Origin of the sequence: Arthrobacter glacialis (assembly GCF_002909445.1) — a bacterium.
GTDB classification, from domain to species: Bacteria; Actinomycetota; Actinomycetes; order Actinomycetales; family Micrococcaceae; genus Specibacter; species Specibacter glacialis.
The window spans coordinates 209,187-234,773 of sequence record NZ_PPXC01000004.1 but is presented as its reverse complement, the minus strand read 5'-3'; the positions used below and the strand labels follow the sequence as shown (position 1 = coordinate 234,773).

Sequence of the window (25,587 nt, the reverse complement as noted above, 5' to 3'; positions counted from 1 at the left end):
TCCGGGTTTTTTGTGTTCTGTGCCTGTGATGTGGCTGGCGGAACTACAGTTAAGGCATGGAATATGTTGTGCCCCTGATAATTGTGCTGGTCGTTGTCATCGTCGTGGTTGTTGCTAACCGATTCATTGGGCGTCGTGGCCGGGCCGTTCACCAGACTCCGGCCGAGGATGGCGGACCCAAGGTCGCCGCATCCAAGTCAGGGAAGCCGCTGCGCCGCGGCCCGGAGGTCACCCGGGAGGGCGCCGAGGAAGCCAGCGCCAGACTCACACCGGAACTGCACCGAACCGTCTATTCCTTGATAGCCCAAAATCAAGTACTCAGCGCAGTGAAGGAATACCGCAAGGCCACGCGCCTGGGCTTGGCTGAATCAGTCGCTGCCATCGCCGCGTTGGCGCAATTTCCCCAGCCGTCCCCCGAACCAGCAAAAGCGGACGCAGCGCTGACGGTGGAAGACATCATGAACGCGGCCCCACAGCCGGCCACTCTGCAGGATCTAGCTCCCCAGGAGTCTGCCGCCGTGGAAGCGGCCAGTGCGGAGGTGGTCGGCATTCCGGCGGCAGCTAGCAAGTACCGCTACCGTGCCATCGTGACGAGCGGCGAGGAGGTTCGTGAAGTTGCCAGCACGCGCCTGAACGAAGAGATTTTCGCCCGCATCCGTACTCTGGCTCGGGCTGGGGATCTCGATGGCGCAGCCAGCCTCCTGTGCAGCCATGCGGACATTGGTACTGCCGAGGCAATGGAGTTTGTGTCCATGATCGGTCCCGAAGACTAGCCGGCAGTCAAGGCCAGGGCCAGACCCGCAAGAAAAACGCCCGATTCCATGGAGGAATCGGGCGTTTTTTGTTTGCTCGGCGTCAGTTGATGTCGGTGTAGCCATCAAGCACAAAGCCGTCCTGGTGGTGGATCAGCTGGCGGCCCATGCCGGCGTCGAGCTGGATCCAAAGGCACTGGCGGTCGCTGCTGAGCGTCTCCACGCGGCCGGACAGGCGCCAGCCGCGGCCGTTGACCAGCGCTACGGGCTGATTCTTGTTCAGTGCCGGCCAGACTTCGTGGTTCTCGGGGTCTACGAATGCGCGGTGGTGGATGGGGCGTGTCATGGGGTCTCCTGAAGTGAAAGTCATCGCTGCTTCCTTTTCTATAGTCAATAACGCCAGTATCCACGGGCCGGGTGAATTGGCTGTGAATACCATGTGTCCTCCCGGCGACCTTTCCTTGAAGTGTTTCGCCCCCGGTGTTCGACGCCGGAGCCAGGGCAGGTGGGAGGCCTCACCAATGGTTGGCTGCACAACAAGAGACTGTTAGGTGCCCTAACTATATGTTAGGCTACCTAACTATGGACGACATTGAGCTTCATGACTTGGCCCGCCGGTATCGCGACATTCTGCGCCAGGCCGTCTATTTGGTCCGTTCCATTGACGCGGACGGTGAATTGAGTACCGGCCAAGTGGCCACCTTGAACATGATCGCCGCCCAACCACTGCGGGTGGGAGCCATTGCCCGCAACGCCGGCATCCGCGTCCCCAGTGCCACCGAGCAGGTCATCAAGCTGGGCAGTTTGGGGCTGGTGGAGCGCAAAGCTGATGAATCCGACGCCCGCGTGGTCCTGGTTGGTCTCACGGATGCCGGGCGCAGCGCCCTAGCTGAAGCCAATGCCCGCCGCAACGCCACGATGGCCACGGCGCTGAAGACTCTCGACGCCGATGAGCTCCAGGCCGTGGCCAAAGCGATTCCCGCCATTGCCAAACTCAACGAGGCACTGGCCAGCTGACAGCGATGGCACGTACTGCCGCAAGAACATCATGAAGCAAGGAGAAACCGTGCAAGGCACAACGGCAGCCAAGGCTGCCCAACAGATTGACGACGTGTTGGCGAACGAGAAACGTTCCATGCTGAAACAACCCAAGGCCGTGTGGGCGGTGGCGTTCGCGGCCGTGTTTGCTTTTATGGGCATTGGTCTGGTGGATCCCATTCTGCCGGCCATTGCCGAGAACCTGGACGCCACCCCAAGTGAGGTGTCCCTGCTTTTCACCAGCTACTTCCTGGTGACGGCCATCGCGATGTTGATCACCGGGTTTGTGTCCTCACGCATTGGCGGCAAGAAGACGCTGCTGATTGGGCTGGGCATCATTGTGGTTTTCTCGGCCTTGTCGGGATTCTCCAACACGGTCGATGAACTGGTGGGCTTCCGCGCCGGGTGGGGCCTGGGCAATGCTTTGTTCGTTGCCACGTCCTTGGCCGTCATGGTGGGGGTTGCCTCCGGCGGCGCGGCCACGGCGATCATTTTGTACGAGGCCGCCCTAGGTTTGGGCTTGTCCCTTGGCCCGCTCATGGGTGCCCTGCTGGGTGGCTGGCAATGGCGTGCACCGTTCTTTGGCACGGCAACGGCCATGGCCATCGCCTTCATCTTGGTTATTGTCATGTTGCCCAAGGCTCCGCTGCCTGCCACCAAGACCCGGCTGCGCGACCCGTTGTTGGCGTTGGGCCACAAGGGGCTGCGCACCACGGCCGGCAGCGCCTTGTTCTACAACTACGGCTTCTTCACCATCTTGGCCTTTGTGCCCTTCATCCTGGGTTTTGATGCCTACGGGATCGGCGCCGTATTCTTTGGCTGGGGCGTTGCCGTGGCCGTCTTCTCGGTCTTCGTGGCGCCACTGGTTCAGCGCTGGTTTGGGCCGACCCGAGCACTCACCGGGTCCCTGCTGGGCTTGATGGTGATCCTCATCGGCCTCGCCCTGGCTGCCGGGCACTCGGTCACCACCGTTGTGGTGCTGACAGTCCTCTCCGGTGCGCTGCTGGGTATCAACAACACTTTGTTCACCGAAATGGCCATGTCCGTCTCGGACTCCCCGCGCCCTGTGGCCAGCGCCGGCTACAACTTCATCCGCTGGATGGGCGGCGCCCTGGCCCCATTCATGGCGGCCAAGATCGCCGAACACGTCAACGCCTCGGCCACCTTTTATGTTGCGGCAGCGGCTGTTCTGATCAGCGCCGTCGTCATCTTTGCCGGACGAAAGCTTCTGACGGAGCACGCACCGCTCGGGGTCTGATCCCGATATTCCCGCTCACGCGTTGAGCGAAACTGTAGCCATGCTTTTGTCCCGTCCCGTACGGTTAACGCATGGCTACAGTTGATATCACCACAGAAACTTTTGGTCCCACCATTGAAGGCAACGACATTGTGATCGTTGACTTCTGGGCGTCTTGGTGCCAGCCCTGCGTGCGCTTTGCGCCCACCTATGAGGCTGCCTCCGAGAAGCACGACGGCATTGTGTTCGCCAAGGTGGATACGGAAGCCGAGCAACAGCTCGCCGCCGAAGCAAACATCACCTCCATCCCCACGCTGATGGCGTTCAGGGAAAAGGTGCTGGTTTTTGCCCAGCCCGGTGCGCTCAACGGCACCCAGCTGGATGAGGTCATCACGGCCGTCAAGGCACTGGACATGAGCGAGGTTCACGCAGCCGTGGCCGCCAAGCAGGCCGAAGGTAGTGCAGCCGAATAGAGTTCTTCGCGCAGGCGTCGAGGGGCCCGTCACCATCTGGTGACGGGCCCCTCGACGTTGGCGTCATTCGTTGTTAGTGGCGTTCCAGCTTGACCGGCTCCGCCAACAGCGCGCTGAGGGATTCGTTCAGGTCCTGAACGGCGATGCCCTTGCCGTGCTTTTCCAGGTCCGCCTCGGACGCCCACTGCTCAGTCAGGACAATCTTTTCCTCGGATTCCTCCGTGATCTCATACTGAATGCAGCCGGTTTCTTCGACGACCTGCTCAATCGCGATCTCGAGGGCGAGCTTCACGCGGAAGAATTCGCCCTCATTGGGGATGAACGTGGCCTGTAGGTTGATGATCTCACTCATTCCACCAGCCTAGGCGATGGCGGGGCCGGCCCCGGAAGCGGTTCCGCAGTGTGAACGCATCCGGCCAGCACGTCAGTGCCCGCGGTGGTCTTGGATGGTCATGCGCGGACCGAACATCGGCTTGCGGAAACCACTGAGTTGCAACATGCGCACCACCCGCTGCCGGTGCCCGCGCCAGGGCTCCAAAAGTTCCAGCATGCCAGTATCGTCCACTGGTTTCCCGGCCAGCGCCCAGCCCACGTAGGCGGCCAGGTGGTAGTCGCCCACGGCCACCTGATCGGCGTCACCGTGGGTGCGCTGGGTGACTTCCGCCGCCGTCCATACCCCAACGCCGGGGATGCTCTGCATCCTTGCGCCCGCTTCCGCTGCTGGCAGCTTCGCCAAACGCTCCAAGCCCGACGCCGCTCGCAGCATCCGCACAATGGTGGCCGAGCGCTGTGGTCCAACACCTGCCTTGTGCCATTCCCAGGATGGAATCGCGGCCCATTGGGCGGGGGTGGGGGCCACCAGGAGATTGTGCGGAACACCCGGGTCAGCACCAACGCCCGGGGCCTCGGTGCCGAATCTGCGCAACAAGACGGCGTAGCTGCGAAGAGCCTCAAGGGATGTGACCTTTTGCTCCAAGATGGCAGGCACCAGTGCGTCAACCATGCGCCCGGTGGAGGGCAGCCGCACTGCCTGGTGCCGGCGTCGGGCATCCCTCACTGCGCGGGGGAGCGTGGCGGCAAAGCCGGGTGAATCAAAATGGGACCAGTCGTCGTGGGTGCCCAGCAGCGCCGGGACGCCCGTCAGGGCGTGGTCCGCGCCGGGACCCCAAGCCCGGGCGTGCAGCTCGTTGCCCTGTTGGTTGATGCCCAAAGTTGCTGGTCCGGAGGGGGTGTTGAAGGCCAGCCAGGCCGCGCCCGGGGCCAGCCGGATGGTTTTATCGGCAGGGCCCCTACCAATGATGCCCAACGTCCCGTGTAGGGAGTAGGGTCCGTGGGCATCCCAAACCATTGTGGGCCCCGCGGTTGCGGCGACTGTCATGGGTCCATGGTGGCACACCGGGCTGACAACCAGGTGTGTGACATCAAATGCGGCCCCGGCCGGGCGCTCGGATTGTTACGATTCGCGAACTGCCGAACCGGCCCCGATTTTTGCCGGTCCTGCTGCAGGACTTAGTCTTACGTTGACCATCCCGAGCGGCCGAGAGATCTGGCTCCACGACGCCGCAGCAACCCTGGTTGACACCCTGTGCGGGTATCAATGCCGGCAGGGTGCTACCGCCAGGACCGATGGAGTGCACTCATGCCTGCTTTACTTTCGCCGTCCGTTGCCACGGCCTCCGCCCTGCCAGATCCGCAAGGTACTGCCGCCATGGCTGTGTCCTTTCAAAACCTGGGCCGGTCCTTTGGGACTGGACACGGTGCCCACACGGTGCTTCGGGAGGTTTCCTTCGACGTGCAAGCTGGGGAGATCGTGGCGTTATTGGGGCCCTCCGGCTGCGGGAAGTCCACTTTGCTGCGCGCCGTGGCAGGGCTCGATACGCCCAGCACAGGCGCGGTGACTATTAACGGCACTGCCGTGTCCGGCATTGATTCGCGCTGCGCCGTCGCCTTTCAAGAACCCAGGCTGCTGCCATGGAAATCCATCGCCGGAAACGTGGCGATTGGCGTCCCCGCCGGCGCCAACGCCGCCCGCACCCGCGAGGTAGTTGAAAGGCTCGTCGGACTGGTGGGGTTGTCCGAATTTGCCGGTCACCGCCCGCGCGAGGTCTCCGGCGGCATGGCCCAGCGGGCGTCGCTGGCCAGGGCGCTGGCCCGAAACCCCGGGGTGTTGCTGCTGGATGAGCCCTTCGGCGCATTGGATGCACTGACCCGGATCACCATGCAGGATTTGCTGCTGGACGTACACCAGGCCGAGCCCACCACTGTCTTGCTGGTCACCCATGATGTCGACGAGGCCCTTCAGCTCGCCGACCACATCATTTTGCTTGGCCCTGACGGGACCGGCGCTCCGGGGGCCACCATTGTGCGCACCGTGGAAGTGCCAGGCCCCCGCCCCCGCGACCGGGCATCAACGGCGCTGGCCGGACTTCGAAGTTCACTGCTGGCCAGCCTTGGCGTCAACGGCCACTAGCCACTTTTCCCACACCCTTTCATCAACACAACCTTTCGTGAGGACCACCATGCCTTTTTCTCCCACCCTTAACCGCCGTTCCTTCCTCAGCGTCGCTGCCGCCGTCTCCGCACTCGCCCTAGCGGGGTGCGCCGGCGAGAATGCAGCCACCGACATCGCCGGCAAGGATGGCGGCACACTAACCATCGACTTTGCCACCTACAACCCGCTGAGCCTTGTCATCAAGGAAAAGGGCTGGCTGGAGGCAACCCTGGCCAGCAAGGGCGTCACCGTGACATGGGTGCAGTCCGCCGGTTCAAACAAGGCCAATCAGGCTTTGCTCGCCGGAGCCATCGACGTCGGCTCCACGGCAGGATCAGCCGCGCTGCTGGCCCGGTCCAATGGATCGCCCATTAAAACGATCTCCATCTACTCCCAGCCCGAATGGGCTGCCCTGGTTGCCGCCAAGGGCTCAGCCATCACGTCGGTAGCCGATCTCAAAGGCAAGTCAGTTGCTGCCACCAAGGGCACCGATCCCTACTTCTTCCTGGTCCAGGCTTTGGAGGCGGCCGGCCTGAGCACAGATGACGTCACAGTGCAGAATCTCCAGCATGCCGATGGCCGGGCCGCCTTGGAGAACGGTTCCGTTGATGCGTGGGCAGGTCTGGACCCGATCATGGCCACGGCCGAACAAGAAGGTGCAACCCTCTTTTACCGGAACCTGGACTTTAATACTTACGGTTTCCTGAACGCCACAGAGTCATTCCTGAAGGACAAGCCGGAACTGGCGCAGAGCGTGGTGGACGTCTATGAAAAGGCGCGTATTTGGGCAGCGGAAAACCCCGAAGAGACAGCACAGATCCTGGCTACAGCCGCAGGACTCAAGCCGGAAGTTGCCAGCACCGTCATACTTAAACGCAGCAATCTTAATGTCTCCGGCATCCCGGGCGAGAAGCAGCGGGCAGTGCTGGCGAAGATTGGGCCCACGTTTGTGGAGCTCGGTGATGTCAAGACCCAGGCCGAGGTGGACACCGCGCTGTCCTCCCTCCTGGATGATTCTCTGGCCGTGAAAGCCAATCCCGCCTCCATCAAGGAATCATGATGGCTGTCCATAGTGGCGCAGCGGCTAGCACGGCAACGAATGCTTCGCCGAAGGCGGGTTCTGCTATCTTCGCCCGTTCGTGGACCAGGCTGGGTCTGGGCCTGATTCTTCCTGTCCTAATCCTGCTCGCCTGGCAGCTAAGCACCGCTGCCTGGGTGTTTTCACCGGTCCAGCTGCCGTCGCCCCGCGCAGTACTGGACGCCGGAACCGAGCTCATCGGGCGCAATGAATTATTCAACCACGTGGCCATCTCGACCCAACGGGTGTTGATCGGCTTCCTCATCGGCGCAGTCCTGGGCTTATCGCTGGGGGCTCTCGTAGGGCTTTCCAAAGCGGCTGACGTGTTACTGGGACCCACGATCGGGGCGCTGCGTGCCGTCCCCTCACTGGCGTGGGTGCCGCTGCTGATCCTGTGGATGAAGATCGGCGAGGATTCAAAGGTCACGCTGATAGTCATTGGTGCGTTCTTTCCTGTATTCACCACGGTTTCCTTGGCATTGCGCCACGTGGATAAAAATCTGGTTGAGGCAGCCCGGGCCTTTGGCTTGAAGGGCCTCAAATTGCTGACCACTGTTCAGCTACCGGCAGTGGTTCCGGCCATCTTCTCCGGCCTGCGCCTGGCGCTCGCCCAAGCGTGGCTGTTCCTCGTGGCAGCGGAACTGATCGCCTCCTCCATGGGGCTCGGATTCCTGCTGACGGATTCGCAAAACAACGGCCGCACCGACAGATTGCTGCTGGCCATTGTGCTGTTGGCCATTCTCGGAAAAGCCACCGACGCTCTGTTGGGCCTGGCCGAGAAGTGGGCTGTGCGCCGCTGGTCGTAGCCACGCTCGGCGGACAGGCGTAGGGTGAGGGCACACACTAGGGGGCGCGATGCAGTTTGCGAGAACGCGGAGCTGGCGTATGAGCGAGGGCCTCTTTTGGCCGCTGACGGTGGCACTTCACCTTTGAGACTCGCTGGGATTGCCTGCCACCAAACCGTTCTTTGTCCCACCCGTGGTGCCAGAAGTTGCTGAGCGCATTCCTGTCACTGGTCCACTCACCGACGTCGCCCTCGCCGATGAATGGGTACTCTGGTTCTCCGATTTATTGGCCGATCATCTGGATATGCCCAGCAACGCAGGCATCGAGTACATGTCGTTGGCGGATCGTGCACCGGCATTCCACGCCAACCTCAGGGCCCACGGCATGATGATGACTTCCTTGGTGCAGTCGATCGAAAAGAACCGCGGAAACAAGGCGGCACCCTTTGAACTGGACGTGCTGATCCTGCCCGTTGCCGGTTTCTGGCTTCGTCGGGCAGGACCAAGTCGGGTGCTTCTGAGCGAGTCGGCGCGGAGGGATGCCGAACAATTGCGCCGCCTGCTGGGTCCCATCATCGCCGAGCTGGCCTAACGAACCCGGCCATCCGCCGTCGGACCTCCTGGAGAAGCTAGATGGTGAGCGACTGTGCCGTCTGCGCCAGGATTTCCCGGCACGCCAAAATGGCCGGACGACGGCGGCTGGCCCGTCGCGCCGAGGTGAAGACTGTGCGCCGGGGGAGTCCGGGCAAGTCGATCAGCGTGAGGGCGGGAGGTCGCCCGGTCCACATGAGGTCCGGCATCAGCCCCACGGCGTTGCCGGATTCAATGAGCCTGACTTGGGCCTGCAGATCGGCCGTTTCAAAGCGCACATCCGGCTCAAAACCTGCCTGCCGGCACGCCTGTTCGGCCCAGTGGCGCGATGCCGCGCCGCGCGGTTCCATGACCCAGGGCAGGTTGGCCGTGTCCTCAAGGTCTGTGATGGGCTCCGTGCGCAGCCGGGTCATGCCGCCAGCCACGCCGGCAGTGGGAACTGCCAGCCGGATGGCGTCGGTGGTGAGGGTGATCCTGTCCAGCCCCGGATGCAGGGGAGCGGCATGGCCGGGATACTGTTCGGCCACGACCAGATCAAAGTCCCGGGCCCACGTCTCGTACAGTGCCGTTTCGGGTTCGCGTTGCACCATCTCAATCCGCACATCGGGGTGGGCCGCCGCCATGGCAGTGAGCAAGTCCGGCAACAGTGCCAGGGCCGCCGATTGAAACACGGCCAGCTTCACTGTGCCGGTCACGGTGGTCAAGGAGGCGGACATGTCTGCCTCCGCCCGTTCCAAGGTCTCCAAAAGCTCAGTGGTGTGTTCCACCAAGATCTCGGCTTGGGGCGTGAGCTGCACACGCCGGCCCACTTTGAGCAGAAGCTTTACGCCTACCTCCTTCTCCAACAGTGCCAACTGTTGGGACACGGCAGAGGGGCTGTATTGCAAGGTCGCGGCCACGTCGGCCAAGGTCCCGCGAAGCTGCAGTTCCCGCAGCAATCGCAGGCGTTTGACGTCCAGCATGGGCGCCTCCCAAAGAGTTAGTAGAAATGACTAATATTCATCATAAATCACCACTTTTGCTTATTGAACAAAGGTCTCATACTGGTCATTAGAATCGAATTCCCCAACCCCCAATAGAGCCAGCAGAAATGAATGCATCAGCAACTATGACTAGTTCCGTCACCGCGGCCACTTCCGCAAACATTCCGGTTCCCAGCAATGATCTTGCCCAGGAAACCATCGCCCTTGTCCGGCATTGGCTCACCGAGGCCGCCACGTTCCCGGCGGATGTCTCGGCCCAGCGCCTTGCCGGCGTCCTGAAGGACCCCAATGGCCTGGACTTCACCGTGGGTTTTGTTGATGGCGTGATTCGTCCCGAGGACCTGGCGGTTGCCGCCCGCAACCTTGCCATCCTGGCCCCCAAGGTTCCGGCATTTCTGCCGTGGTACATGCGCGGCGCCGTCCGGATCGGCGGCATGATGGCCCCGATCCTGCCGGGCATCGTCATCCCGATTGCCCGCAGGGTGCTCCGGGACATGGTGGGCCACTTGATTGTGGACGCCACCGATGCCAAGCTGGGCCCGGCCATCGCCAAGATCCGCAAGGGTGGCGTGGACCTGAACATCAACCTCCTCGGTGAGGCGGTCCTGGGTGAGAACGAAGCCGCCCGGCGCCTTGAGGGAACCCTGAATCTGTTGGCGCGGGACGACGTCGACTATGTCTCCATCAAGGAATCCTCCACCGTGGCACCCCACTCGCCGTGGGCCTTCGACGACGCCGTTGACCACATCGTTGAGAAGCTCACCCCGCTGTATACGCTGGCCAACTCCTTTCCCAAGGCCAAGTTCATCAACCTGGACATGGAGGAGTACAAGGATCTCACCATGACCATCGCCGTGTTCAAGCGCATCTTGGACAAGCCGGAGTTCAGGAACCTGGAGGCCGGCATTGTGCTCCAGGCCTACCTGCCGGACACCCTCGCGGCCATGATCGATCTAACCGAATGGGCCACGCGGCGCCGCGCCGAAGGTGGCGCCGCCGTTAAGGTGCGCATCGTCAAGGGCGCCAACCTGCCCATGGAACAGGTGCAGGCGTCAGTCTTCGGCTGGCCGCTGGCCACCTGGGGCAGCAAGCAGGATTCGGACACCAACTACAAGCGCATGGTGAACTACGCGCTGACCCCCGAGCACATTGACGCCGTCCACGTCGGCGTGGCCGGCCACAACCTCTTCGACGTTGCCCACGCCTGGCTGCTGGCCAAGCAGCGCGGCATCGACACCACCTCCGGCCAGCTGGAATTTGAGATGCTGCTGGGCATGGCCACCGGCCAGGCCGAGGCCGTCCGCAAAGATGTTGGCTCACTGCTGCTGTACACACCCGTGGTCCACCCGGGCGAGTTCGACGTTGCCATCGCGTACCTGATTCGCCGTTTGGAGGAAGGTGCCAGCCAGGACAACTTCATGTCAGCCGTGTTTGAACTCTCCGAGAATGAGGCATTGTTCCAGCGCGAACAGCAGCGCTTCCTAGCCTCCCTGGCGGACCTGGACACCACTGTGCCGCCCACCAACCGTGTCCAGGACCGCAATCAGCCCGCCGTTGCAGCGCCCGCGGATTCCTTCGCCAACACCCCGGACACCGATCCGTCACTGGTGGCCAACCACGCCTGGGGCAAGGACATTCTGGCCCGCATCCCCGGCTCCGTGCTGGCCAACGACATTGTCGCGGCCACCACTGTCACCGAACTGGATGAGTTGAACAGCATTGTGGACACCGCCGTCGCCTCCGCTGCTGCGTGGGGAGCGCTGAGTGGCGCCGAGCGTGCGGCCATCTTGCACCGTGCAGGCGACGTGATGGAGTCCCGCCGCGCCGAGTTCATGGAGGTTATGGCCGCCGAAACCGGCAAGACACTGGACCAGTCCGACCCGGAGATCAGCGAAGCCATCGACTTTGCCCATTACTACGCCGAGCGCGCCAAAGATTTGGAAACTGTCGACGGCGCAGCGTTCGTCCCAGCGAAGCTCACAGTGGTGACCCCGCCGTGGAACTTCCCGGTCGCCATCCCTGCCGGCTCAACGCTGTCCGCACTGGCCGCTGGCTCCGCCGTCGTCATCAAGCCTGCACCGCAAGCCCAGCGCAGCGGCTCACTCATGGTGGCAGCATTGTGGGAAGCCGGTGTTCCCCGCGAGGTGCTGGCGCTGGTCCAGCTCGGTGAGAACGAGCTGGGCAAGGCACTGGTGGCCCACCCGGCCGTGGACCGTGTGATTCTTACCGGCGGCTACGAGACAGCAGAACTGTTCCGCAGCTTCCGCACTAATCTTCCACTGCTGGCCGAGACGTCCGGCAAGAATGCCATCATCGTCACCCCCAGCGCAGATCTTGACCTGGCTGCGAAGGACGTGGTCCAGTCCGCGTTTGGCCACGCCGGCCAGAAGTGCTCCGCCGCATCGCTGGTCATCATGGTGGGGTCGGTGGCGAAGTCAGCCCGTTTCCGCAACCAGCTGATCGATGCCGCCTCCAGCCTGAGCGTTGGCTACCCGGAGACGGCCACCACGCAGATGGGCCCGGTCATTGAACCGGCCGCCGGCAAGCTCTTGGGAGCCCTGACCACCCTGGACAGCGGCGAAAGCTGGGCCATCGAGCCCCAGCAGCTCGATTCCACCGGACGGCTCTGGTCCCCGGGTGTTCGTACGGGTGTTGCCGCGGGCTCCACCTTCCACCTGACCGAGTTCTTTGGCCCCGTGCTGGGCGTCATGCAGGCAGACACGCTCGAGGAGGCCATTGCCATGGTCAATGCGATCGACTACGGCCTCACCTCCGGCCTGCATTCCTTGGATTCCGCGGAGATTGGCCTCTGGCTGGACACCGTCCAGGCCGGAAACCTGTACGTCAACCGCGGCATTACCGGTGCCATTGTGCAGCGTCAGCCGTTCGGCGGCTGGAAGAAGTCGGCAGTGGGTGCCGGCACCAAGGCGGGCGGACCCAACTACCTCATGGGGTTGGGCTCGTGGGAAACCGCCGAATCCACGGCCACCGAGCCGCTGGGTGACCCCGCCGCCAAGATGATTGCTGCTGCCACCGAGCTGACAGCTGCGGAGCAGGCATTCCTGCTGCGCTCGCTGCACAGCGACGCCGCCGCATGGGCTGACGAGTTTGGCGTGGCCAAGGATGTTTCGGGGCTCTCCGCCGAGCGCAATGTGTTCCGCTACCTGCCGCTGAACCCGCTGGTGCGCCTGGCTGAGGGTGAGCCCGTTGCCAAGTTGATCCGCGTTCTTGCGGCAGGCATCACCGCCGGAGCAACACCGGAAGTCTCCTCCGGCGTCGCACTTCCCACCTCGGTGCAGGCCCTGTTGCTGAGCCTGCGCATCAACGTCACCGTGGAGTCCGACGCCGACTGGCTGGGTACCGCCCGCGCGTTCGGTGCCGGCCGCATCCGGCTGATTGGCGGCGACACCAGTGCTGTCTACGAAGCAACCGGCGGACGTCCGGATCTGGCCATCTACGCTGGCGAGGTCACCGAGGCTGGCCGCGTTGAGATGCTGCCGTTCCTGCATGAGCAGGCAGTCAGCATCACGGCGCACCGCTTCGGCACCCCGAACCACCTCTCGGACGGCCTGATCTAGCCCCCACTGGTCCCACTCGCACCGGCTGCCCACGCCACCGCGCCCGTCCCCGCTTTTCGCGCCCGTCCCAACGGCGCGAAAAGCGGGGACGGGCGCGGTGCTCGTTGGAGCGGGCTATTTTTGCGGTATCCCGGCCTGGCGGAGCAGCCGTTCGAAGCCGCGCAGGTTCATCATTTCGGCCCAGGTCCATCGGAAGAACCCAACACCCTGCGCACGAATTTGGTCCTCGCGGTCCTTTTCCTTCAGGATTCGGTCCGCAACGGGAGTTCCCCCGCTCCAGTCACTACGCAGGTACTTGCCCCGGCCATCAAATTCCCCGGCCTTGCACTGCTCCCCGAACCAGAAATCGACGAATGCGTCGCTGCCGTCGCGGAGCACGAACTTGCGTTGCAGCTCCGGGGTGGTGAAACCCAGCTGATTCATCCTGACCCGGCTCAGGGATTCACCCGCGGAGCCGGAGAGCCCGGACGCAAATTCAATCACTGCCATGGCGCGATTCCGGGCGGCCTGCGAGGGGAGCTGCTCCGCAGCGCTCATCAGCTCTGACTTTTTCAGGGGCGGGCCTTGGGGCTGGTCGTTGTTCCACGATGGTTCAGGGATGCCGTCTGGGATGCCTGCCGGTGTGAAAGTGTTTTCGGCTTTGTGCCTCATGGGGCGGTGAAGACTGGAATCGCAGATTGCCACGGCGAGTTCAAAGGACAACCCGGTGATGAGTTGCATGGTGGTGGTCAGCTTGTCGGTAAACAGGAGGCCTCCGCACTGGACAACGCCTTCGCCCAGTGAGCCAACATGCCGGCTGATGTCGTCACGGCTGCGGCCCCCTGCCTTCGACTCAGTGATGACATGTATCCGCTGGGGATTGCCCACGAGCCACAAGCCCCACACGAGCGCCGCCGTGGCGTGGCAGAAGACCGGTGGACGCCGCGACCGCGTTTGAAATGCCGCCGCCTGCTGGCCGTATTGTGTCGCAGGGCCCATGGCGTTCCACTCGGCGGCTTCCATATAGACGCCGCGGCGGACACATGCCAGGCGCCCCTGTCTTTTGAGCTTGGCCAGGAGCCGGGAATCCAGGCCCTGCAATTCCATGTCAGAGGGGAGAATCAGGCGTGGTGGCTTCATGGAGTCAAGCGTTCCAGCGGGCCGGCACGGAGGTAAGGGGCAATCCGGAAATTGTGGAAAACCCGGAGCGGTTATCCACAGCCCCACAGCGACCCGCCGCGCCCGTCCCCTGCTTTCGCGCCCGTTGAGACGGGCGCGAAAAGCGGGGACGGGCGCGGCGGGTGAAATGGACCAGGTGGGCTAGGCCTGTGAGACGCGCACCATGTTCCCCGAGGGATCGCGGAACGCGCAGTCCCGTGGGCCCCAGGGCTGATCCTTGGGTTCCTCGAGAACCTCGGCACCAGCGGCCGTGGCCTGCTCAAAGGTTGCGTCCAAATCGTCGGTGCTGAACACGAGCATGGGGAGCATGCCCTTGATGAGCAGCTCCTGCAGGGCGTCGCCGTCGGCCTTGGAGCGCCCGGCATGGGGTTCGGAGATGACGATCCCCAGACCAGGCTGGGTGTCCGTGCTGAGCGTGACCCAGCGGAATTCGCCGGACTTGACGTCGTTGCTGACGCTTAGGCCAAGGGCATCGCGGTAGAAGGCGATTGATTCCTCGGCGTCGTTGACGGTGATGTTTGTGTACTGAAGTGAAATAGCCATAAGTAGAAACTATCCCTAAGCACCCTGGTCTGCTTCTCCATTCCTGCTCGACTTTTCCGGACGCTGGCCTAGGTGCGACTTACCCTGGCTGGGCGGGTGGTGCCTTTGGCAAAGCATGGTGGCATGGCCTCAATGGCGGTGTGCTTCCTGGCTCCGTAGCTGCTGGGTGTCTCGCCCATGATCTCGGTAAACCGTGAACTGAAGGATCCCAGCGACGTGGCTCCCACACTCATGCACGCATCCGTCACCGACATCCCGCTGCGCAGCAATGCCGCGGCCCGTTCAATGCGGCGGGTCATCAGGTAGCTGTAGGGCGTTTCGCCGTAGGCTTCCTTGAATTTTCGGGAGAAGTGGGCTGGGGACATCAACGCCTTCGCAGCGATGGTGGGCACATCCAGGGGCAGGGCATAGTCCCGATCGATCATGTCCCGTGCCCGGCGCAGGTGGGCCAGATCGGCCAGCTCATCGGGAGTCATGGCTTGAGGCTACCAGCCAGCTGCGAGGGCGTGGCGAAGGTTCTTCACCCAGTGCTCCACCTCGCGGGGTGAGCGCAAACGGACAACCTGCAGATGTGGCTGAGATTGCGCCAAAACCGGGATGGCAGCCTTGAGCTTGTTTCGGGTTTGCCAGCCCCACCGGATGATGTGGTCGCGGTCGGTGAAAAGTGTCCACAGGGGCCCCTCAAAGTTGCCATTCCACAGTTCCTCGCGACGCAGCCGCCGCCTGGCCGTGCGCCGGATGAGCCGCCACATGGAAACCGGCATGGGGAAATCGAGCCACAACAGCGTGTCGGCACGTTCAGCCAGCAGGGGGCGCGCCTGTCGGTATTGCCACTCCGTGACCCAGCCCGGTGCGCTGCTGAGATGGTCGACGTCGGCCATGAAATCCGTGCGCTCCGTCCAGTTTGGTCCGTGGAACAGAGCATCGATCTCGGTGTGGGGAACCTCCAGCAGCTGTCCCAACCGCCCGGCCAGTGACGTCTTGCCGGAGCCGGAGACCCCGGCCACCAGGATTCGTTGCGGCCGGGCGGGAAGGGGATCGGTGGCGGAGAGCATCCCGTGATTCTAGGCGTTGGCCTCGGCAAAGGCCTTGAACGCCTCCATGGACTTGTAGCTTTCCTTCGGGAAACTGGAGCCAAAGAGCACCCCAACCACCTTCATGAAACCCTTCATCTCAAAGATGTTGTGTGCCACCCACTTGGTGGCTGTGCCGTCCAGTTCAATGAACTGATTCTCACAGATATTGTGCACACCCTTGGCGTCGTAGTTGGCGTCAAAATGGTCCGGCAGTTCCCTGCGCACAATGGTCTCCACCATTTCCATGGTGCCGCGTCCGCGCTTGAACGTGAGCTTGGAGGTGGCACCGGCTTGGCCGGGCACCCCTGTCAGGGGCTCGAAGGAGAGAAGGCCATCCATCCACTGCTGCATGTTCTCGACATTGTCGAACAGCTCAATGAAGCGCTGCCGGGGGACGTTGACAATGATGTCCTGAGTGTATTCCATGGCCGAATCCTATACCCGTACGCCCCTGCACGCAGGGGGCAGTGTTGTGGGCCGCCAGCACGGCGTAATGCCCGGTGGTCACGGCGGCCGCTTACCGATACGTTTGGACTCATGAAGTACGCGAATTCAGTCCTGGACCTGATCGGCAACACACCGCTGGTGAAACTGAACAAGGTCACCGAGGGCATCAAAGCAACCATATTGGTGAAACTTGAGTACATGAACCCCGGCGGATCCGCCAAGGACCGCATCGCCGTGAAGATGCTGGACGAGGCTGCCAAAGCAGGCCTCATCCAGCCCGGCGGCACCGTGGTGGAACCCACCAGCGGCAACACCGGCGTGGCCATGGCCATGGTGGCCCAGCAGCGCGGCTACAACTGTGTGTTTGTGGTCCCCGACAAGGTGGGCGAGGACAAACGTGCCGTGCTGCGGGCCTACGGTGCGGACGTTGTGGTGACGCCCACAGCGGTTGCACCCGACAGCCCGCAGTCGTACTACGGTGTCTCCGACCGGTTGGTGACCGAAATCCCCGGCGCCTACAAGCCCGACCAGTTTTCCAACCAAAACGGGCCGCTGAGCCACTACGAAACAACGGGCCCGGAAATCTGGCGTGACACAGAAGGCAAGGTCACACACTTCGTGGCCGGCGTGGGCACCGGCGGCACCATCTCCGGCACGGGCCGCTACTTGCGGGAGGTCTCCAAGGACCGGCCCGCCCACGAGGGTGGCGAAGTACAGGTCATTGGTGCCGACCCCGAAGGGTCGGTGTACTCGGGTGGCACCGGGCGACCGTACCTTGTTGAAGGCGTGGGCGAGGACATTTGGCCTCCCTCCTATGACCCCAAGGTGCCGCACCAGGTCATGGCCGTGAGCGACAACGACAGCTTCGCCATGACCCGGCGCCTGGCCCGGGAGGAGGGCCTGCTGGTGGGAGGATCCTCCGGCATGGCCGTGGTGGCCGCGCTGGCGGCGGCCAAAGACCTGGGTGAGGAGGCCGTCGTCGTTGTCCTGCTTCCGGACAGCGGCCGCGGGTATCTGGCGAAGATCTTTGATGACAAGTGGATGCAGTCGTACGGCTTCTTGAAGGCCACGGATGAGCCGGCCATTGGGGAACTACTCAAGGCCAAGACGGGGCAGCTGCCGGACCTGGTCCACATCCACCCGAACGAGACCGTCCGCGACGTCATCAACCTGATGGCAGAATACGGCGTCTCGCAGATTCCCGTGCTGTCCGCCGAACCGCCGGTGGTCATGGGCGAGGTGATTGGTTCGGTGGATGAGCGCACCCTCACCGGCAAGCTTTTCCGCCACGAAGCTAAGCTGACGGACAAGATCACCGAACACATGCAGCCGCCGCTGCCCATCATCGGCTCCTTGGAACCCATCGCCGCGGCGCGTGCCAAACTGCAGGACGTGGACGCCCTCATGGTGACGTTTGTTGGTGCGCCCGTGGGCGTGTTGACGCGCCACGACCTGCTGAACTATCTCAACGACTGACTTTCCACCACGCTAGGAGACACCATGACTGAAGGATTCAACACCCGCGCGGTTCATGCCGGCCAGACCCCGGATCCCACCACGGGTTCCGTCATTGTGCCGCTGTACCAGACCACCACGTTCGCCCAGGACGGCATTGGCCAGCTGCGCAACGGCTACGAGTACGGCCGCGGCACCAACCCCACCCGTGATTCGCTCCAGACCCAGCTTGCGGCGCTGGAGGGTGGCGAGTTCGCGTTCAGCTTCGCCTCGGGTCTTGCCGCGGAGGACGCCTTGATCCGTGCCCTGTTGCTTCCGGGCGATCACATCATCATGGGCAACGATGTTTATGGTGGCACGTACCGGCTCATCAACCGGGTCCTGTCGGTGTGGGGCATCAGCAACGCTGCCGTGGACATGTCCGACGCCGGCGTGCTGGCTGCCGCTGTAGCCGCCGGTGGTCCGGAAGGCAAGACGAAGATGGTGTGGGTGGAGACGCCGTCGAACCCCATGATGAAGATTACTGACATTGCCGCGCTCGCCGAGGTGGCACATGCCGCCGGGGCGCTGCTGGTGGTCGACAACACCTTCGCCTCCCCGTACCTGCAAAACCCGCTGGCCCTGGGCGCGGATGTGGTGGTGCATTCCACCACCAAGTACATTGGCGGGCACTCCGATGCCTCCGGTGGGGCCATTGTGCTCTCCGACCCGGAGGCAGCCGAGAAAATCGGCTTTGTGCAGTTCGCCGTGGGCGCCGTGTCAGCCCCCATGGAGGCGTGGCTGACCACGCGCGGGCTTAAGACGCTGGGGGTGCGCATGGACAGGCACTGCACCAACGCCCAGGCCATTGCCGAATGGCTGCTTACCCGGCCCGAGGTGGAGCGTGTGCTGTACCCCGGCCTGCCGGATCATCCGGGCCATTCGTTGGCGGCGAAGCAGATGCGCGGCTTTGGCGGCATGATCTCCGTTCAGTTCAAGGGCGGCGAGGCGGCGGCACGCAAGGTTGCCGAGTCAACGCACCTGTTCACCCTGGCCGAGTCTTTGGGCGGGATTGAATCGCTCATGAACTACCCCTCGGAGATGACGCACGCCTCCGTCAAGGGGACCGAGCTGGCCGTACCGGTCAATTTGATCCGGTTGTCGGTGGGCATTGAGGACGTTGCCGACCTCATTGCAGACCTGGAGCAGGCGCTGAACACCCTGGGCTGACCCGCGCACAACGCTCCACACACACAACGCTCCTTCAGATACGGGGCACTTTTCGCGAACGCTCGCTCACAGACTGCAGGAGCGTTCGCGAAAAGTGCCCCTCTTCTGAAGGAGCGTCTGTTGTTGTTGCTATTGGCCTGTTAGCCGTGCTGTGCTCTGCGGCGCGCCAGGGTCAGCACGGTTCCCAGCAGCAGAACCACCATGCCCATGATCAGCAAGGGGGTTGACCCTGCGCCGGTGTGGGACAACTCGCTTGTAGCGGCTGTGGCTGTCGGGCTTGTGCTGTTCGACGGCGTGGCGCCCGGGGTGCTGCTGCCTGCCGTGGACGTTGCGCTGGCGCTCGCCGTCGCGGATCCCGTGGAACTCGGGGTTGCTGAGGCAGATGCCAATCCTGAAGCCGTGGCCGACGGGGCTGCGCTGGGAGTGGGGACGGCATCAATGACCAGCGGCGTGACCGGCGCAGAGGTGTTGCCGGCAACGTCCCTTGACCGGTAAGTCAGTGTCAGCGCGACGTCGCCGGCTGCAATGGGTGCACTGTAACTGCGCCAGGTGGCCCCGCCGTCGGCACTGGACTCAATGGACGCCACACCGGAGCCTGCATCGGCTCCGGTCAAGGTGACCATGCGCTGGGAAACGCTCGAGGCAACCGTGGGGCGGATGGTGTCCACCTTGACAGTCCCCAAGGTCTTGGCCGTTTCCTCGGTTCCGCCCAAAGCCACGGAGCGGTAGGAAACGCTCGCAGCACCTTCGGGCAGGGCGATGGGTGCTGTGTACACAGTCCATGCACCTGCTCCAAGCTTGTACTCACTCCGCAGAACCTTGGCGGGCTCCGTGGTCAAGGTCAGGGAGGGGGCAACAGTGTGCCACCCGGAGGCGGACGCTGCCGGGAGAGTGGCGGTAGTTACCGGGGCAGTCTCGGGATCGGCGCAGGTGACGCGGGCGTTGGCCCAGTTGGCCCTGTCAAAGTAGTTGACAGTGCCCTCGGTGACTTTCAGCGTCAGCTTCTTGACTCCCTTGATGGGGACGTTGATGGACTTGGGCTCGCCACCGGAAAACTCGCCGCTGGTGTAGAGCTGAACGCCGTCGCCAAGGACAATGAACGTGACAGACGGGGTCTTGCCGGCCTGGTCCATGGTGCCGTCAATGCCGGCCAACGACTGGAAGACGCTGCAGCGCCCGCCCACGTTGAACTCCAGCGTTGTGGGGGCTTGGACGCCCAAACCGGTTGCGTACGTGACATTGTTCAGCATCAACGGACGGCGCACGCGGGTTGCGGCGTCGCCAATCTCGGTGTCGCGGGCAACCAAACCAAACGCGGGATCAAAGTCAGCAGCCAGGATCGGCAGGTGCGACAACTGGGTCGTACCGTTCCCCGGGGCTGCCGGGGCGGGCTGGTCCCCGCCGCATGTCACCTGCGCGTCGGCCCAGTTGGCGCGGTCAAACCAGTTCACACCGTTCGGGTCTACGTTCAACGTCAGCAGCTGCACGCCTGTGACATCCACGGAGATCTTCACCGGCGCCTGCGGTGCGGCTCCGGTGGTGCCTGTGAAGGCGCCCGAGGTGTAGATGCTGGTGCCGTCGCCGAGCACATTGAAAATCACGTTGGGTGTCTTGCCGGAGGCGTCCATGGTGCTGTCGATGCCGGCTGTTGCGGAGAAGTTCGTGCACTTCCCGCCCAGGTTGAACACGATCGTGGAGGGCGAGTTCACGCCCAGGCCCTTCTCGTATACGATGCCGGCCAGGGTGATCTTGTTGCGCACCTTGGTGGTGTTGTCGCCAATGGCTGTGTTGCGCCCAATCGGCCCCAGCGACGCGTCCGACTCGTTGGACACGAACGGCAGCTCGGACAGCTGGGTCTTGCCATTGCCCGGCGGAGCGGGCAGCACAGGCAAGGCCGGGATGAAGTTGATGACCTCGTTGTAGCGCACGACGGCGTCAGTCGCTAAGGCGACCATGTCACCTGTTGCGGTGGTTGGGTAGCCTCCGGCGGGCTCGTAGGGGCCCGTGCCGTTGATAAACGCAGCACCCAGGGCCGCGAAGTTCGGGGCGGTGCCGGGCCCGCTGCCCGTCATCTTCTGCTCCAAGGACGTGAAGTAGGCGCTCCAGCGGGCCTTGTAGTAACCGCCCACCAGGCCGTTCCATTCACGGTTGGCATAGTCGTTGAGGTTGGACATGCCGGGGGACCAGAGGCTGACAAGGGAGCGCTGGTCGGCTTCCATGCCTGCCTTGTCCGCGGCAATTGTGGTGAAATCGCGTGCCTGTTTGATCCAGCTGCCCAGCAACTGCTGGGAGTTGGTGCCGGCAATCTTGTCCATGAGGTCCATGGACTCCAGCCACAAGGTGGTGAGCTCTTCGAATTCGGCAACCTCACCGGCGTCGTACGCCTTCTTGATCTTGGGCAGCATGGTCCGGGAGAGGTTGGAGAGCACCTGGCGGGAAACATCCATGAGGTCGTATTTGTAGGTGTCGGTGGCCTTGACGGCCGGGCTGGCGGCCAGGAGCTTGGGCAGTGCCGTGGCAAACGTGTCCATGTTGTAGCGCTGCGAGCCGGGTGACCAGGCCGCCGCTTTGTTGACAGTCAGGGACGGTGCGGCACCAAACAGGCCATCGGCAGCTTCACTCCAGCCGTCATTGGCGGGCAGGTCGTATGCGGTCTGTCGCAGCACATCCCAAGCCGCTGCCGCGTTGGCGTCTGCCACACCGTAGCGCCGCTGGGCGAAGTCGCTGAACCATGCGGTGAGGTCCGTGGGGGCGCTGCGCCAGGCCAGGCCGGCAAAGAAGTCGAAGGCTGCCGGATTGTTGTCGCCGCCCTCGGGCATGATGGCCAGCCCCTTCATGGCGCTGCCGGGCTTGTTCAGCCATTCAAAGTAGCGCGTGTTCTGGACAGACAGCTGCGAGCCCATGGTGGTGTGCCCGCCAAAGTTCCAGATGGTGCCGAAAGCGTAGGGGATGCCCTTCCAGGTGGCGTCGCGGTTTTGGTTGTTGTACCGGTCCGAGATGCCGTCCACGATGAAGGTGGTGGCCGGGTTCGCCGCCGCGGCAACGGCCTGTGGCGGGTTGTTCTGCCAGCCCAAGAGCACCCAAATGGCGTCCATGTGGGCTGTTTGCAGGGCCTTTTCCACGGCTACTGTTGCCGTGGAAACGTTGACGGTTCCGGCGATGCCACCCTCATGGAGCAGGTCCATCTTGTACATGGAGGATGCGCCCAGGCGCGCAGTGGAGGCGTCGTAGAAGGCCTTGGCGATCTGTGGGAACACCACGTTGTTGGGATCCAGCCAGTCGGGGCGCTGGTAGCCGCCCACCCAATTGCCCTGCGGGACCACCGAGGCTGTCGGGTTCTTGGCCTTGAATCCGGCCGGAACCGTGCCGAAGTAGCCCGGCAGAACGGGCACCATGCCCAGTGAACGGATGTAATTGGCAATGTCCTTGCCCAGGGCCGCGCGCTGGTTGACCGTGTTCAGCGTGATCGGGTGGGGATCTGCTGACATGTTCTGCAGCAACCACCACGGCTGATGGGCCGATTGGGGGATCCAGGCGAGGACTTCCGCCTCGCTGTAGCCAAACTGCTTCAGGACATCCAGGTAGACCGCCTCAGCACCTACGGGCATGAAGACCTCGTTGAGGCCGTGCAGGGCGAAGGTGTCAATCATGTCCTTCCACTGCTGCAGGGAACGGTAGGCGCCCGTGTAGCCGTCCTCGACGTCGTTGTTGACAAAGCGGTGCTGGACATTGGCCGTGTTCTGAATCAGCGCTGTGCCCGGCAGCGTTGCCGGCAGTTTCAGGGAGTTGCTGTTCCAGGATGTTGACTGGTGCAGGACCTGGCCCACATAGGCGTTGAAGCCGGCAAGGATGGTGGCGGGGGTGGAGCCTTCAATGGTCACCCGGCCGCCAGCGGCTGTGACCTTGTAGGTGTCCTGGCCGGCATTTTTGGCGATGATCTTCAGATCGAATTTCCCGGCGTCAGCTCCAACCAATTTGTCCAAGACAGTGGCTGCAGGCTCGGCTCCGGCGCCGATCTGGGCTGCGAGTGGCGCTGTGGGTACCGCACCCGCGGGGGAGATGGGGCCCAAAAGTGAAGCCGATACAGCCACGACGGCTGTGGCGGCACCGAAGCCAACTAAGTTGCGCCAACTAAATCGTGAGGTTTTCATACGCAAGGTCCTTTGCTGGAGTGGATGCGTGGCACCTGTGCGGCTTCTGGTGCTTGGCAAGACGGAGGGAGCAATGTTATGGATAGCATAAGTGAATAATGCAAAGGCATTGTAATATTACTCACACTTTAAATCCGGCCAGTTGTAGGACCTCTTAGGCGACTGGGACCTGCCAATCAGGCTCTCGAGGGTGGTTCTGGACGCCCGGTACCACGCGGGCGCCAACACGGCGGCGCTACCCGCCGAAGACGTCAGCCCTGAGATCTGCCAGGGCTGTCAGCAGCGCCCCTTCTACCACCGCGCCGTCGGCATGGGTGGCAAGTTCCACCGGAACGGGCACCAGGGTGCGCACATTGAGGGCCTGTTGAAGGGGCTCAAGAAGCGCCTCCCCGGCACGGGCAGTGCCGCCGCCCACCACCACCAACTCCGGGTCCAGGGCCAAGAGCAGGACCACCAGGGCGTCGGCAATGCCCGCCACAAATTTCCGGACGCGCGCCGTTGCCACGGGATCACCGGCTGAGGCCGAGGTAAAAACTTCCTGCATCAGGTCTGAGTCGCTGCGCTCGGTTTCGGCGCTGCCAGTGGCAGGGCGTTGGCGCAGCTCGCTCAACAATTCCAGACGGACGTCCGGCCACAGGCGGGTGGGCAGGGAGCCAACTTCCCCGGCTGCGCCGTGGGCGCCACGGTGCAGCCGCCCATTGATGATGGACCCGGAGCTGATGCGGGTGCCCAGCATCAGGTAAATCATGCTGTCGCTGTGCTGGCCCGAGCCAATGCTGAATTCTGTTTGTGTCGCCAGATTGGCGTCATTTTCCAGGCGCACGGCGGCACCCATCAGGGCAGCCAGTTCCTCGCGGACCGCGGCATTGGCCCAATGGGGCATGACAAAGGAATGGGTTAGTTCTCCGGCGTTGTTGACCACGCCAGGCACGCCCACCGTTACCATGTGCAGGGTTCGCCCTGCCAGTGCCGGCCGGTCCAGCAGCTCTGCGAGCATGGCGTGCACCATGGTCGGGGTCAGTGGCGCATTGGCTGCGGGATAGACCCTGCTGGTTGCCAGCAGGTCCCCGCGAAGATCGGCCACATGCAGGTCAACTTTGTTGGGGCCAACATCGATTCCCGCCACGCAACCAGACTCGGCAAGGAAACGATACCGCCTGGCCGGCCGCCCCGAATGCAGCGGTTTCTCCGCAGGACTCAGCTCTGCAACCCAGCCCTTGGCAGCCAGCTCGGCCAAACCTGCTTCCAGGGTGGGGCGTGAGAGCCCCGTGGCTTCCTTGAGGTCTGTCAGGGTCGGTTCCCACGCGTCACGGCGCAGGACTTGAAAGATTGCCCGGGCGTTGATGGCACGCATGTGGGAGGTGTCGCTGATGGTGGAGCCATTGATGGAGCTGAGCTGGGCGGCCGCCGCACTGGAGACCGCCTTGGGGGATTTCCTCACGCGTGAACCATAGCGCACCTTACCCCGTGCAACTGCACGCATGACCGCCAAGCGACTAGGTGACGGCCATCGACATACACCATCGGGCTGTGAAAATGAGTGACAGTAAGGTAACACTTAGCTGATTTGCGTATCGATTCGATATCGTTTTAGGGTTGGTTATGCCCTGCGGGGCGGGCGGCGCCTTTTGCCCCCACGAATGCCCGGGCCTTCCAACACCGCACACCGTCATGCGGAAGGCCACGGAAACAACCTCCATATCTACAGGTTGGACGGTGGCGCACGGATGTCCGGGGACGGATGGAGCGCAGGTGGCCTTCGGGAGAACGCATCGATGAAAAACTCTACAATTACACGCAACATCGGCCGCGTCTTGGCTATTGGTGCCCTAGCCGGGGGCGGGCTGGCCGTTGCTGGAACCGGGGCCAACGCGGCCGACGGCGGCACCTGGGATGCCCTCGCCCAGTGTGAAAGCGGCGGCAACTGGGCCATCAACACGGGCAATGGATTCTCCGGCGGCCTGCAATTTACGCCCAGCACGTGGGCTGCCTTCGGCGGAACCGGTTCACCGGAAAATGCTTCCCGCGAACAGCAGATAGCAGTGGCAGAACGTGTTCAGGCGGGACAGGGCTGGGGAGCATGGCCTTCCTGCGCCGCGCAGCTTGGCTTGAGCGGTGGCGGCGGGGAAGCTTATTCACCCGCTGCAGTTCCAGCTGCGCCTGCCCCAGTGGCTGCACAGTCCGCTGAGGTAGTGCCCCTGGAGCAGGCCCCCGTCGAGTCCCCGCTCCAGCAAGCACCAGTGGAGCAGGCTCCCGCAGCACAGGCTCCCGCCGCGATTGACGTTGCGCTGAGTGGTGAGACCTACACCATCGAATCCGGCGACACCCTGAGCATCATTGCCGACAAGCTGGGCATCGAAGGAGGGTGGGAGACCCTGTTCCAGGCGAATGCCGACACAGTGATCCACCAGGACCTTATCTTCACCGGAGCAGTGCTGCAGCTCCCGGCCTAACCGAGGCCGCACCAAGACAAACTGACCCGCAGAAGTGGTCGAAAAACAGCGCGAAATCGTGTTTTTTCGACCACTTCTGCGGGTCAGTT

Annotated in this window: 23 protein-coding genes and 1 riboswitch; of the genes, 12 read left to right on the top strand and 11 right to left on the bottom strand. The window is 63.2% G+C overall.

The features are described from left to right. Nucleotides 1–56: 56 nt before the first annotated feature. Nucleotides 57–773 (top strand): hypothetical protein, encoded by a 717-nt coding sequence (locus CVS27_RS06680; protein WP_133162892.1) that lies wholly within the window; start codon nt 57–59, stop codon nt 771–773. Between the two features lie 82 nt (nt 774–855). Here the strand turns inward: CVS27_RS06680 and CVS27_RS06675 are convergent, their stop codons facing one another. Continuing rightward, nucleotides 856–1,122, bottom strand: coding sequence for a hypothetical protein (locus tag CVS27_RS06675; RefSeq protein ID WP_243399975.1), 267 nt, complete (start codon nt 1,120–1,122; stop codon nt 856–858). Between the two features lie 212 nt (nt 1,123–1,334). On the opposite strand from CVS27_RS06675, the gene CVS27_RS06670 reads away from it, so the two are divergent. The 3 genes from CVS27_RS06670 to CVS27_RS06660 all read left to right on the top strand — a co-directional run bounded on the left by CVS27_RS06670 (nt 1,335) and on the right by CVS27_RS06660 (nt 3,500). Beyond that, nucleotides 1,335–1,769, top strand: a complete 435-nt coding sequence (locus CVS27_RS06670; protein WP_243399974.1) for a MarR family winged helix-turn-helix transcriptional regulator — start codon at nt 1,335–1,337, stop codon at nt 1,767–1,769. A 118-nt stretch (nt 1,770–1,887) separates the two neighbouring features. After that, complete coding sequence (locus CVS27_RS06665; protein ID WP_442319966.1) at nt 1,888–3,048, top strand: MFS transporter; 1,161 nt, start codon at nt 1,888–1,890, stop codon at nt 3,046–3,048. Between the two features lie 71 nt (nt 3,049–3,119). Continuing rightward, entirely contained in the window at nt 3,120–3,500 is a 381-nt protein-coding gene (locus tag CVS27_RS06660) for a thioredoxin family protein (protein WP_103464950.1), read from the top strand. Between the two features lie 73 nt (nt 3,501–3,573). Here CVS27_RS06660 and CVS27_RS06655 read toward each other — a convergent pair whose 3' ends face one another. Further along, a complete protein-coding gene (locus CVS27_RS06655) occupies nt 3,574–3,852 on the bottom strand; it encodes a putative quinol monooxygenase (protein ID WP_103464949.1) in 279 nt (92 codons plus the stop codon). Between the two features lie 72 nt (nt 3,853–3,924). Further along, nucleotides 3,925–4,878, bottom strand: coding sequence for a DNA-3-methyladenine glycosylase family protein (locus CVS27_RS06650; protein ID WP_103464948.1), 954 nt, complete (start codon nt 4,876–4,878; stop codon nt 3,925–3,927). A gap of 143 nt (nt 4,879–5,021) precedes the next feature. Beyond that, nucleotides 5,022–5,133, top strand: a riboswitch (SAM riboswitch). A 6-nt stretch (nt 5,134–5,139) separates the two neighbouring features. Between CVS27_RS06650 and CVS27_RS06645 the strand changes: the two genes are divergently transcribed. The 4 genes from CVS27_RS06645 (at nt 5,140) to CVS27_RS06630 (ending at nt 8,446) form a co-directional block, all read left to right on the top strand. After that, nucleotides 5,140–5,970, top strand: coding sequence for an ABC transporter ATP-binding protein (locus CVS27_RS06645; protein ID WP_103464947.1), 831 nt, complete (start codon nt 5,140–5,142; stop codon nt 5,968–5,970). A gap of 49 nt (nt 5,971–6,019) precedes the next feature. Then, complete coding sequence (locus CVS27_RS06640; protein ID WP_103464946.1) at nt 6,020–7,051, top strand: aliphatic sulfonate ABC transporter substrate-binding protein; 1,032 nt, start codon at nt 6,020–6,022, stop codon at nt 7,049–7,051. Further along, on the top strand, nt 7,048–7,875 hold the full coding sequence (locus CVS27_RS06635; RefSeq protein ID WP_103464945.1) for an ABC transporter permease: 828 nt from the start codon (nt 7,048–7,050) through the stop codon (nt 7,873–7,875). Before CVS27_RS06640 ends, CVS27_RS06635 begins: the two co-directional genes overlap by 4 nt. Nucleotides 7,876–8,014: 139 nt before the next feature. Then, on the top strand, nt 8,015–8,446 hold the full coding sequence (locus CVS27_RS06630; protein ID WP_103464944.1) for a hypothetical protein: 432 nt from the start codon (nt 8,015–8,017) through the stop codon (nt 8,444–8,446). 37 nt (nt 8,447–8,483) lie between these two features. Here the strand turns inward: CVS27_RS06630 and CVS27_RS06625 are convergent, their stop codons facing one another. Continuing rightward, nucleotides 8,484–9,407, bottom strand: coding sequence for a LysR family transcriptional regulator (locus tag CVS27_RS06625; RefSeq protein WP_103464943.1), 924 nt, complete (start codon nt 9,405–9,407; stop codon nt 8,484–8,486). 146 nt (nt 9,408–9,553) lie between these two features. Here CVS27_RS06625 and CVS27_RS06620 point away from each other — a divergent pair, with 146 nt between their 5' ends. Continuing rightward, on the top strand, nt 9,554–13,006 hold the full coding sequence (locus CVS27_RS06620) for a bifunctional proline dehydrogenase/L-glutamate gamma-semialdehyde dehydrogenase (RefSeq protein WP_103464942.1): 3,453 nt from the start codon (nt 9,554–9,556) through the stop codon (nt 13,004–13,006). Between the two features lie 114 nt (nt 13,007–13,120). Here the strand turns inward: CVS27_RS06620 and CVS27_RS06615 are convergent, their stop codons facing one another. The 5 genes from CVS27_RS06615 to CVS27_RS06595 all read right to left on the bottom strand — a co-directional run bounded on the left by CVS27_RS06615 (nt 13,121) and on the right by CVS27_RS06595 (nt 16,209). Continuing rightward, nucleotides 13,121–14,125, bottom strand: a complete 1,005-nt coding sequence (locus CVS27_RS06615) for a type IV toxin-antitoxin system AbiEi family antitoxin domain-containing protein (RefSeq protein ID WP_133162891.1) — start codon at nt 14,123–14,125, stop codon at nt 13,121–13,123. A 180-nt stretch (nt 14,126–14,305) separates the two neighbouring features. Continuing rightward, entirely contained in the window at nt 14,306–14,707 is a 402-nt protein-coding gene (locus CVS27_RS06610; protein WP_103464940.1) for a VOC family protein, read from the bottom strand. 68 nt (nt 14,708–14,775) lie between these two features. Continuing rightward, the gene (locus CVS27_RS06605) at nt 14,776–15,183 is read right to left on the bottom strand and encodes a helix-turn-helix transcriptional regulator (RefSeq protein WP_103464939.1); all 408 of its coding nucleotides are present in this window, start codon (nt 15,181–15,183) and stop codon (nt 14,776–14,778) included. A gap of 9 nt (nt 15,184–15,192) precedes the next feature. After that, nucleotides 15,193–15,762 carry a P-loop NTPase family protein gene (locus CVS27_RS06600; protein WP_103464938.1) on the bottom strand — a complete coding sequence of 190 codons (570 nt, stop codon included), beginning with the start codon at nt 15,760–15,762 and terminating at the stop codon, nt 15,193–15,195. Between the two features lie 9 nt (nt 15,763–15,771). Then, nucleotides 15,772–16,209, bottom strand: a complete 438-nt coding sequence (locus CVS27_RS06595) for an SRPBCC family protein (RefSeq protein ID WP_103464937.1) — start codon at nt 16,207–16,209, stop codon at nt 15,772–15,774. 111 nt (nt 16,210–16,320) lie between these two features. On the opposite strand from CVS27_RS06595, the gene CVS27_RS06590 reads away from it, so the two are divergent. Continuing rightward, nucleotides 16,321–17,706 (top strand): cystathionine beta-synthase, encoded by a 1,386-nt coding sequence (locus CVS27_RS06590; protein ID WP_103464936.1) that lies wholly within the window; start codon nt 16,321–16,323, stop codon nt 17,704–17,706. A 24-nt stretch (nt 17,707–17,730) separates the two neighbouring features. Next, a complete protein-coding gene (locus tag CVS27_RS06585) occupies nt 17,731–18,894 on the top strand; it encodes a cystathionine gamma-synthase (protein WP_103464935.1) in 1,164 nt (387 codons plus the stop codon). Between the two features lie 140 nt (nt 18,895–19,034). Here the strand turns inward: CVS27_RS06585 and CVS27_RS06580 are convergent, their stop codons facing one another. Both CVS27_RS06580 and CVS27_RS06575 read right to left on the bottom strand, forming a co-directional pair. After that, nucleotides 19,035–23,045, bottom strand: coding sequence for an alpha-N-acetylglucosaminidase TIM-barrel domain-containing protein (locus CVS27_RS06580; protein WP_103464934.1), 4,011 nt, complete (start codon nt 23,043–23,045; stop codon nt 19,035–19,037). A 235-nt stretch (nt 23,046–23,280) separates the two neighbouring features. After that, nucleotides 23,281–24,486 (bottom strand): ROK family protein, encoded by a 1,206-nt coding sequence (locus CVS27_RS06575; protein ID WP_165788262.1) that lies wholly within the window; start codon nt 24,484–24,486, stop codon nt 23,281–23,283. Between the two features lie 334 nt (nt 24,487–24,820). Here CVS27_RS06575 and CVS27_RS06570 point away from each other — a divergent pair, with 334 nt between their 5' ends. After that, complete coding sequence (locus CVS27_RS06570; protein ID WP_103464932.1) at nt 24,821–25,498, top strand: LysM peptidoglycan-binding domain-containing protein; 678 nt, start codon at nt 24,821–24,823, stop codon at nt 25,496–25,498. The last annotated feature ends 89 nt before the right edge of the window (nt 25,499–25,587 follow it).

Bases quoted from the DNA above. Each gene is read 5' to 3' on its own strand.
- CVS27_RS06680 (WP_133162892.1), top strand. From the start codon at position 57: ATGGAATATGTTGTGCCCCTGATAATTGTGCTGGTCGTTGTCATCGTC.
- CVS27_RS06675 (WP_243399975.1), bottom strand. From the start codon at position 1,122: ATGACTTTCACTTCAGGAGACCCCATGACACGCCCCATCCACCACCGC.
- CVS27_RS06670 (WP_243399974.1), top strand. From the start codon at position 1,335: ATGGACGACATTGAGCTTCATGACTTGGCCCGCCGGTATCGCGACATT.
- CVS27_RS06665 (WP_442319966.1), top strand. From the start codon at position 1,888: ATGCTGAAACAACCCAAGGCCGTGTGGGCGGTGGCGTTCGCGGCCGTG.
- CVS27_RS06660 (WP_103464950.1), top strand. From the start codon at position 3,120: ATGGCTACAGTTGATATCACCACAGAAACTTTTGGTCCCACCATTGAA.
- CVS27_RS06655 (WP_103464949.1), bottom strand. From the start codon at position 3,852: ATGAGTGAGATCATCAACCTACAGGCCACGTTCATCCCCAATGAGGGC.
- CVS27_RS06650 (WP_103464948.1), bottom strand. From the start codon at position 4,878: ATGACAGTCGCCGCAACCGCGGGGCCCACAATGGTTTGGGATGCCCAC.
- CVS27_RS06645 (WP_103464947.1), top strand. From the start codon at position 5,140: ATGCCTGCTTTACTTTCGCCGTCCGTTGCCACGGCCTCCGCCCTGCCA.
- CVS27_RS06640 (WP_103464946.1), top strand. From the start codon at position 6,020: ATGCCTTTTTCTCCCACCCTTAACCGCCGTTCCTTCCTCAGCGTCGCT.
- CVS27_RS06635 (WP_103464945.1), top strand. From the start codon at position 7,048: ATGATGGCTGTCCATAGTGGCGCAGCGGCTAGCACGGCAACGAATGCT.
- CVS27_RS06625 (WP_103464943.1), bottom strand. From the start codon at position 9,407: ATGCTGGACGTCAAACGCCTGCGATTGCTGCGGGAACTGCAGCTTCGC.
- CVS27_RS06620 (WP_103464942.1), top strand. From the start codon at position 9,554: ATGACTAGTTCCGTCACCGCGGCCACTTCCGCAAACATTCCGGTTCCC.
- CVS27_RS06615 (WP_133162891.1), bottom strand. From the start codon at position 14,125: ATGAAGCCACCACGCCTGATTCTCCCCTCTGACATGGAATTGCAGGGC.
- CVS27_RS06610 (WP_103464940.1), bottom strand. From the start codon at position 14,707: ATGGCTATTTCACTTCAGTACACAAACATCACCGTCAACGACGCCGAG.
- CVS27_RS06605 (WP_103464939.1), bottom strand. From the start codon at position 15,183: ATGACTCCCGATGAGCTGGCCGATCTGGCCCACCTGCGCCGGGCACGG.
- CVS27_RS06600 (WP_103464938.1), bottom strand. From the start codon at position 15,762: ATGCTCTCCGCCACCGATCCCCTTCCCGCCCGGCCGCAACGAATCCTG.
- CVS27_RS06595 (WP_103464937.1), bottom strand. From the start codon at position 16,209: ATGGAATACACTCAGGACATCATTGTCAACGTCCCCCGGCAGCGCTTC.
- CVS27_RS06590 (WP_103464936.1), top strand. From the start codon at position 16,321: ATGAAGTACGCGAATTCAGTCCTGGACCTGATCGGCAACACACCGCTG.
- CVS27_RS06585 (WP_103464935.1), top strand. From the start codon at position 17,731: ATGACTGAAGGATTCAACACCCGCGCGGTTCATGCCGGCCAGACCCCG.
- CVS27_RS06580 (WP_103464934.1), bottom strand. From the start codon at position 23,045: ATGAAAACCTCACGATTTAGTTGGCGCAACTTAGTTGGCTTCGGTGCC.
- CVS27_RS06570 (WP_103464932.1), top strand. From the start codon at position 24,821: ATGAAAAACTCTACAATTACACGCAACATCGGCCGCGTCTTGGCTATT.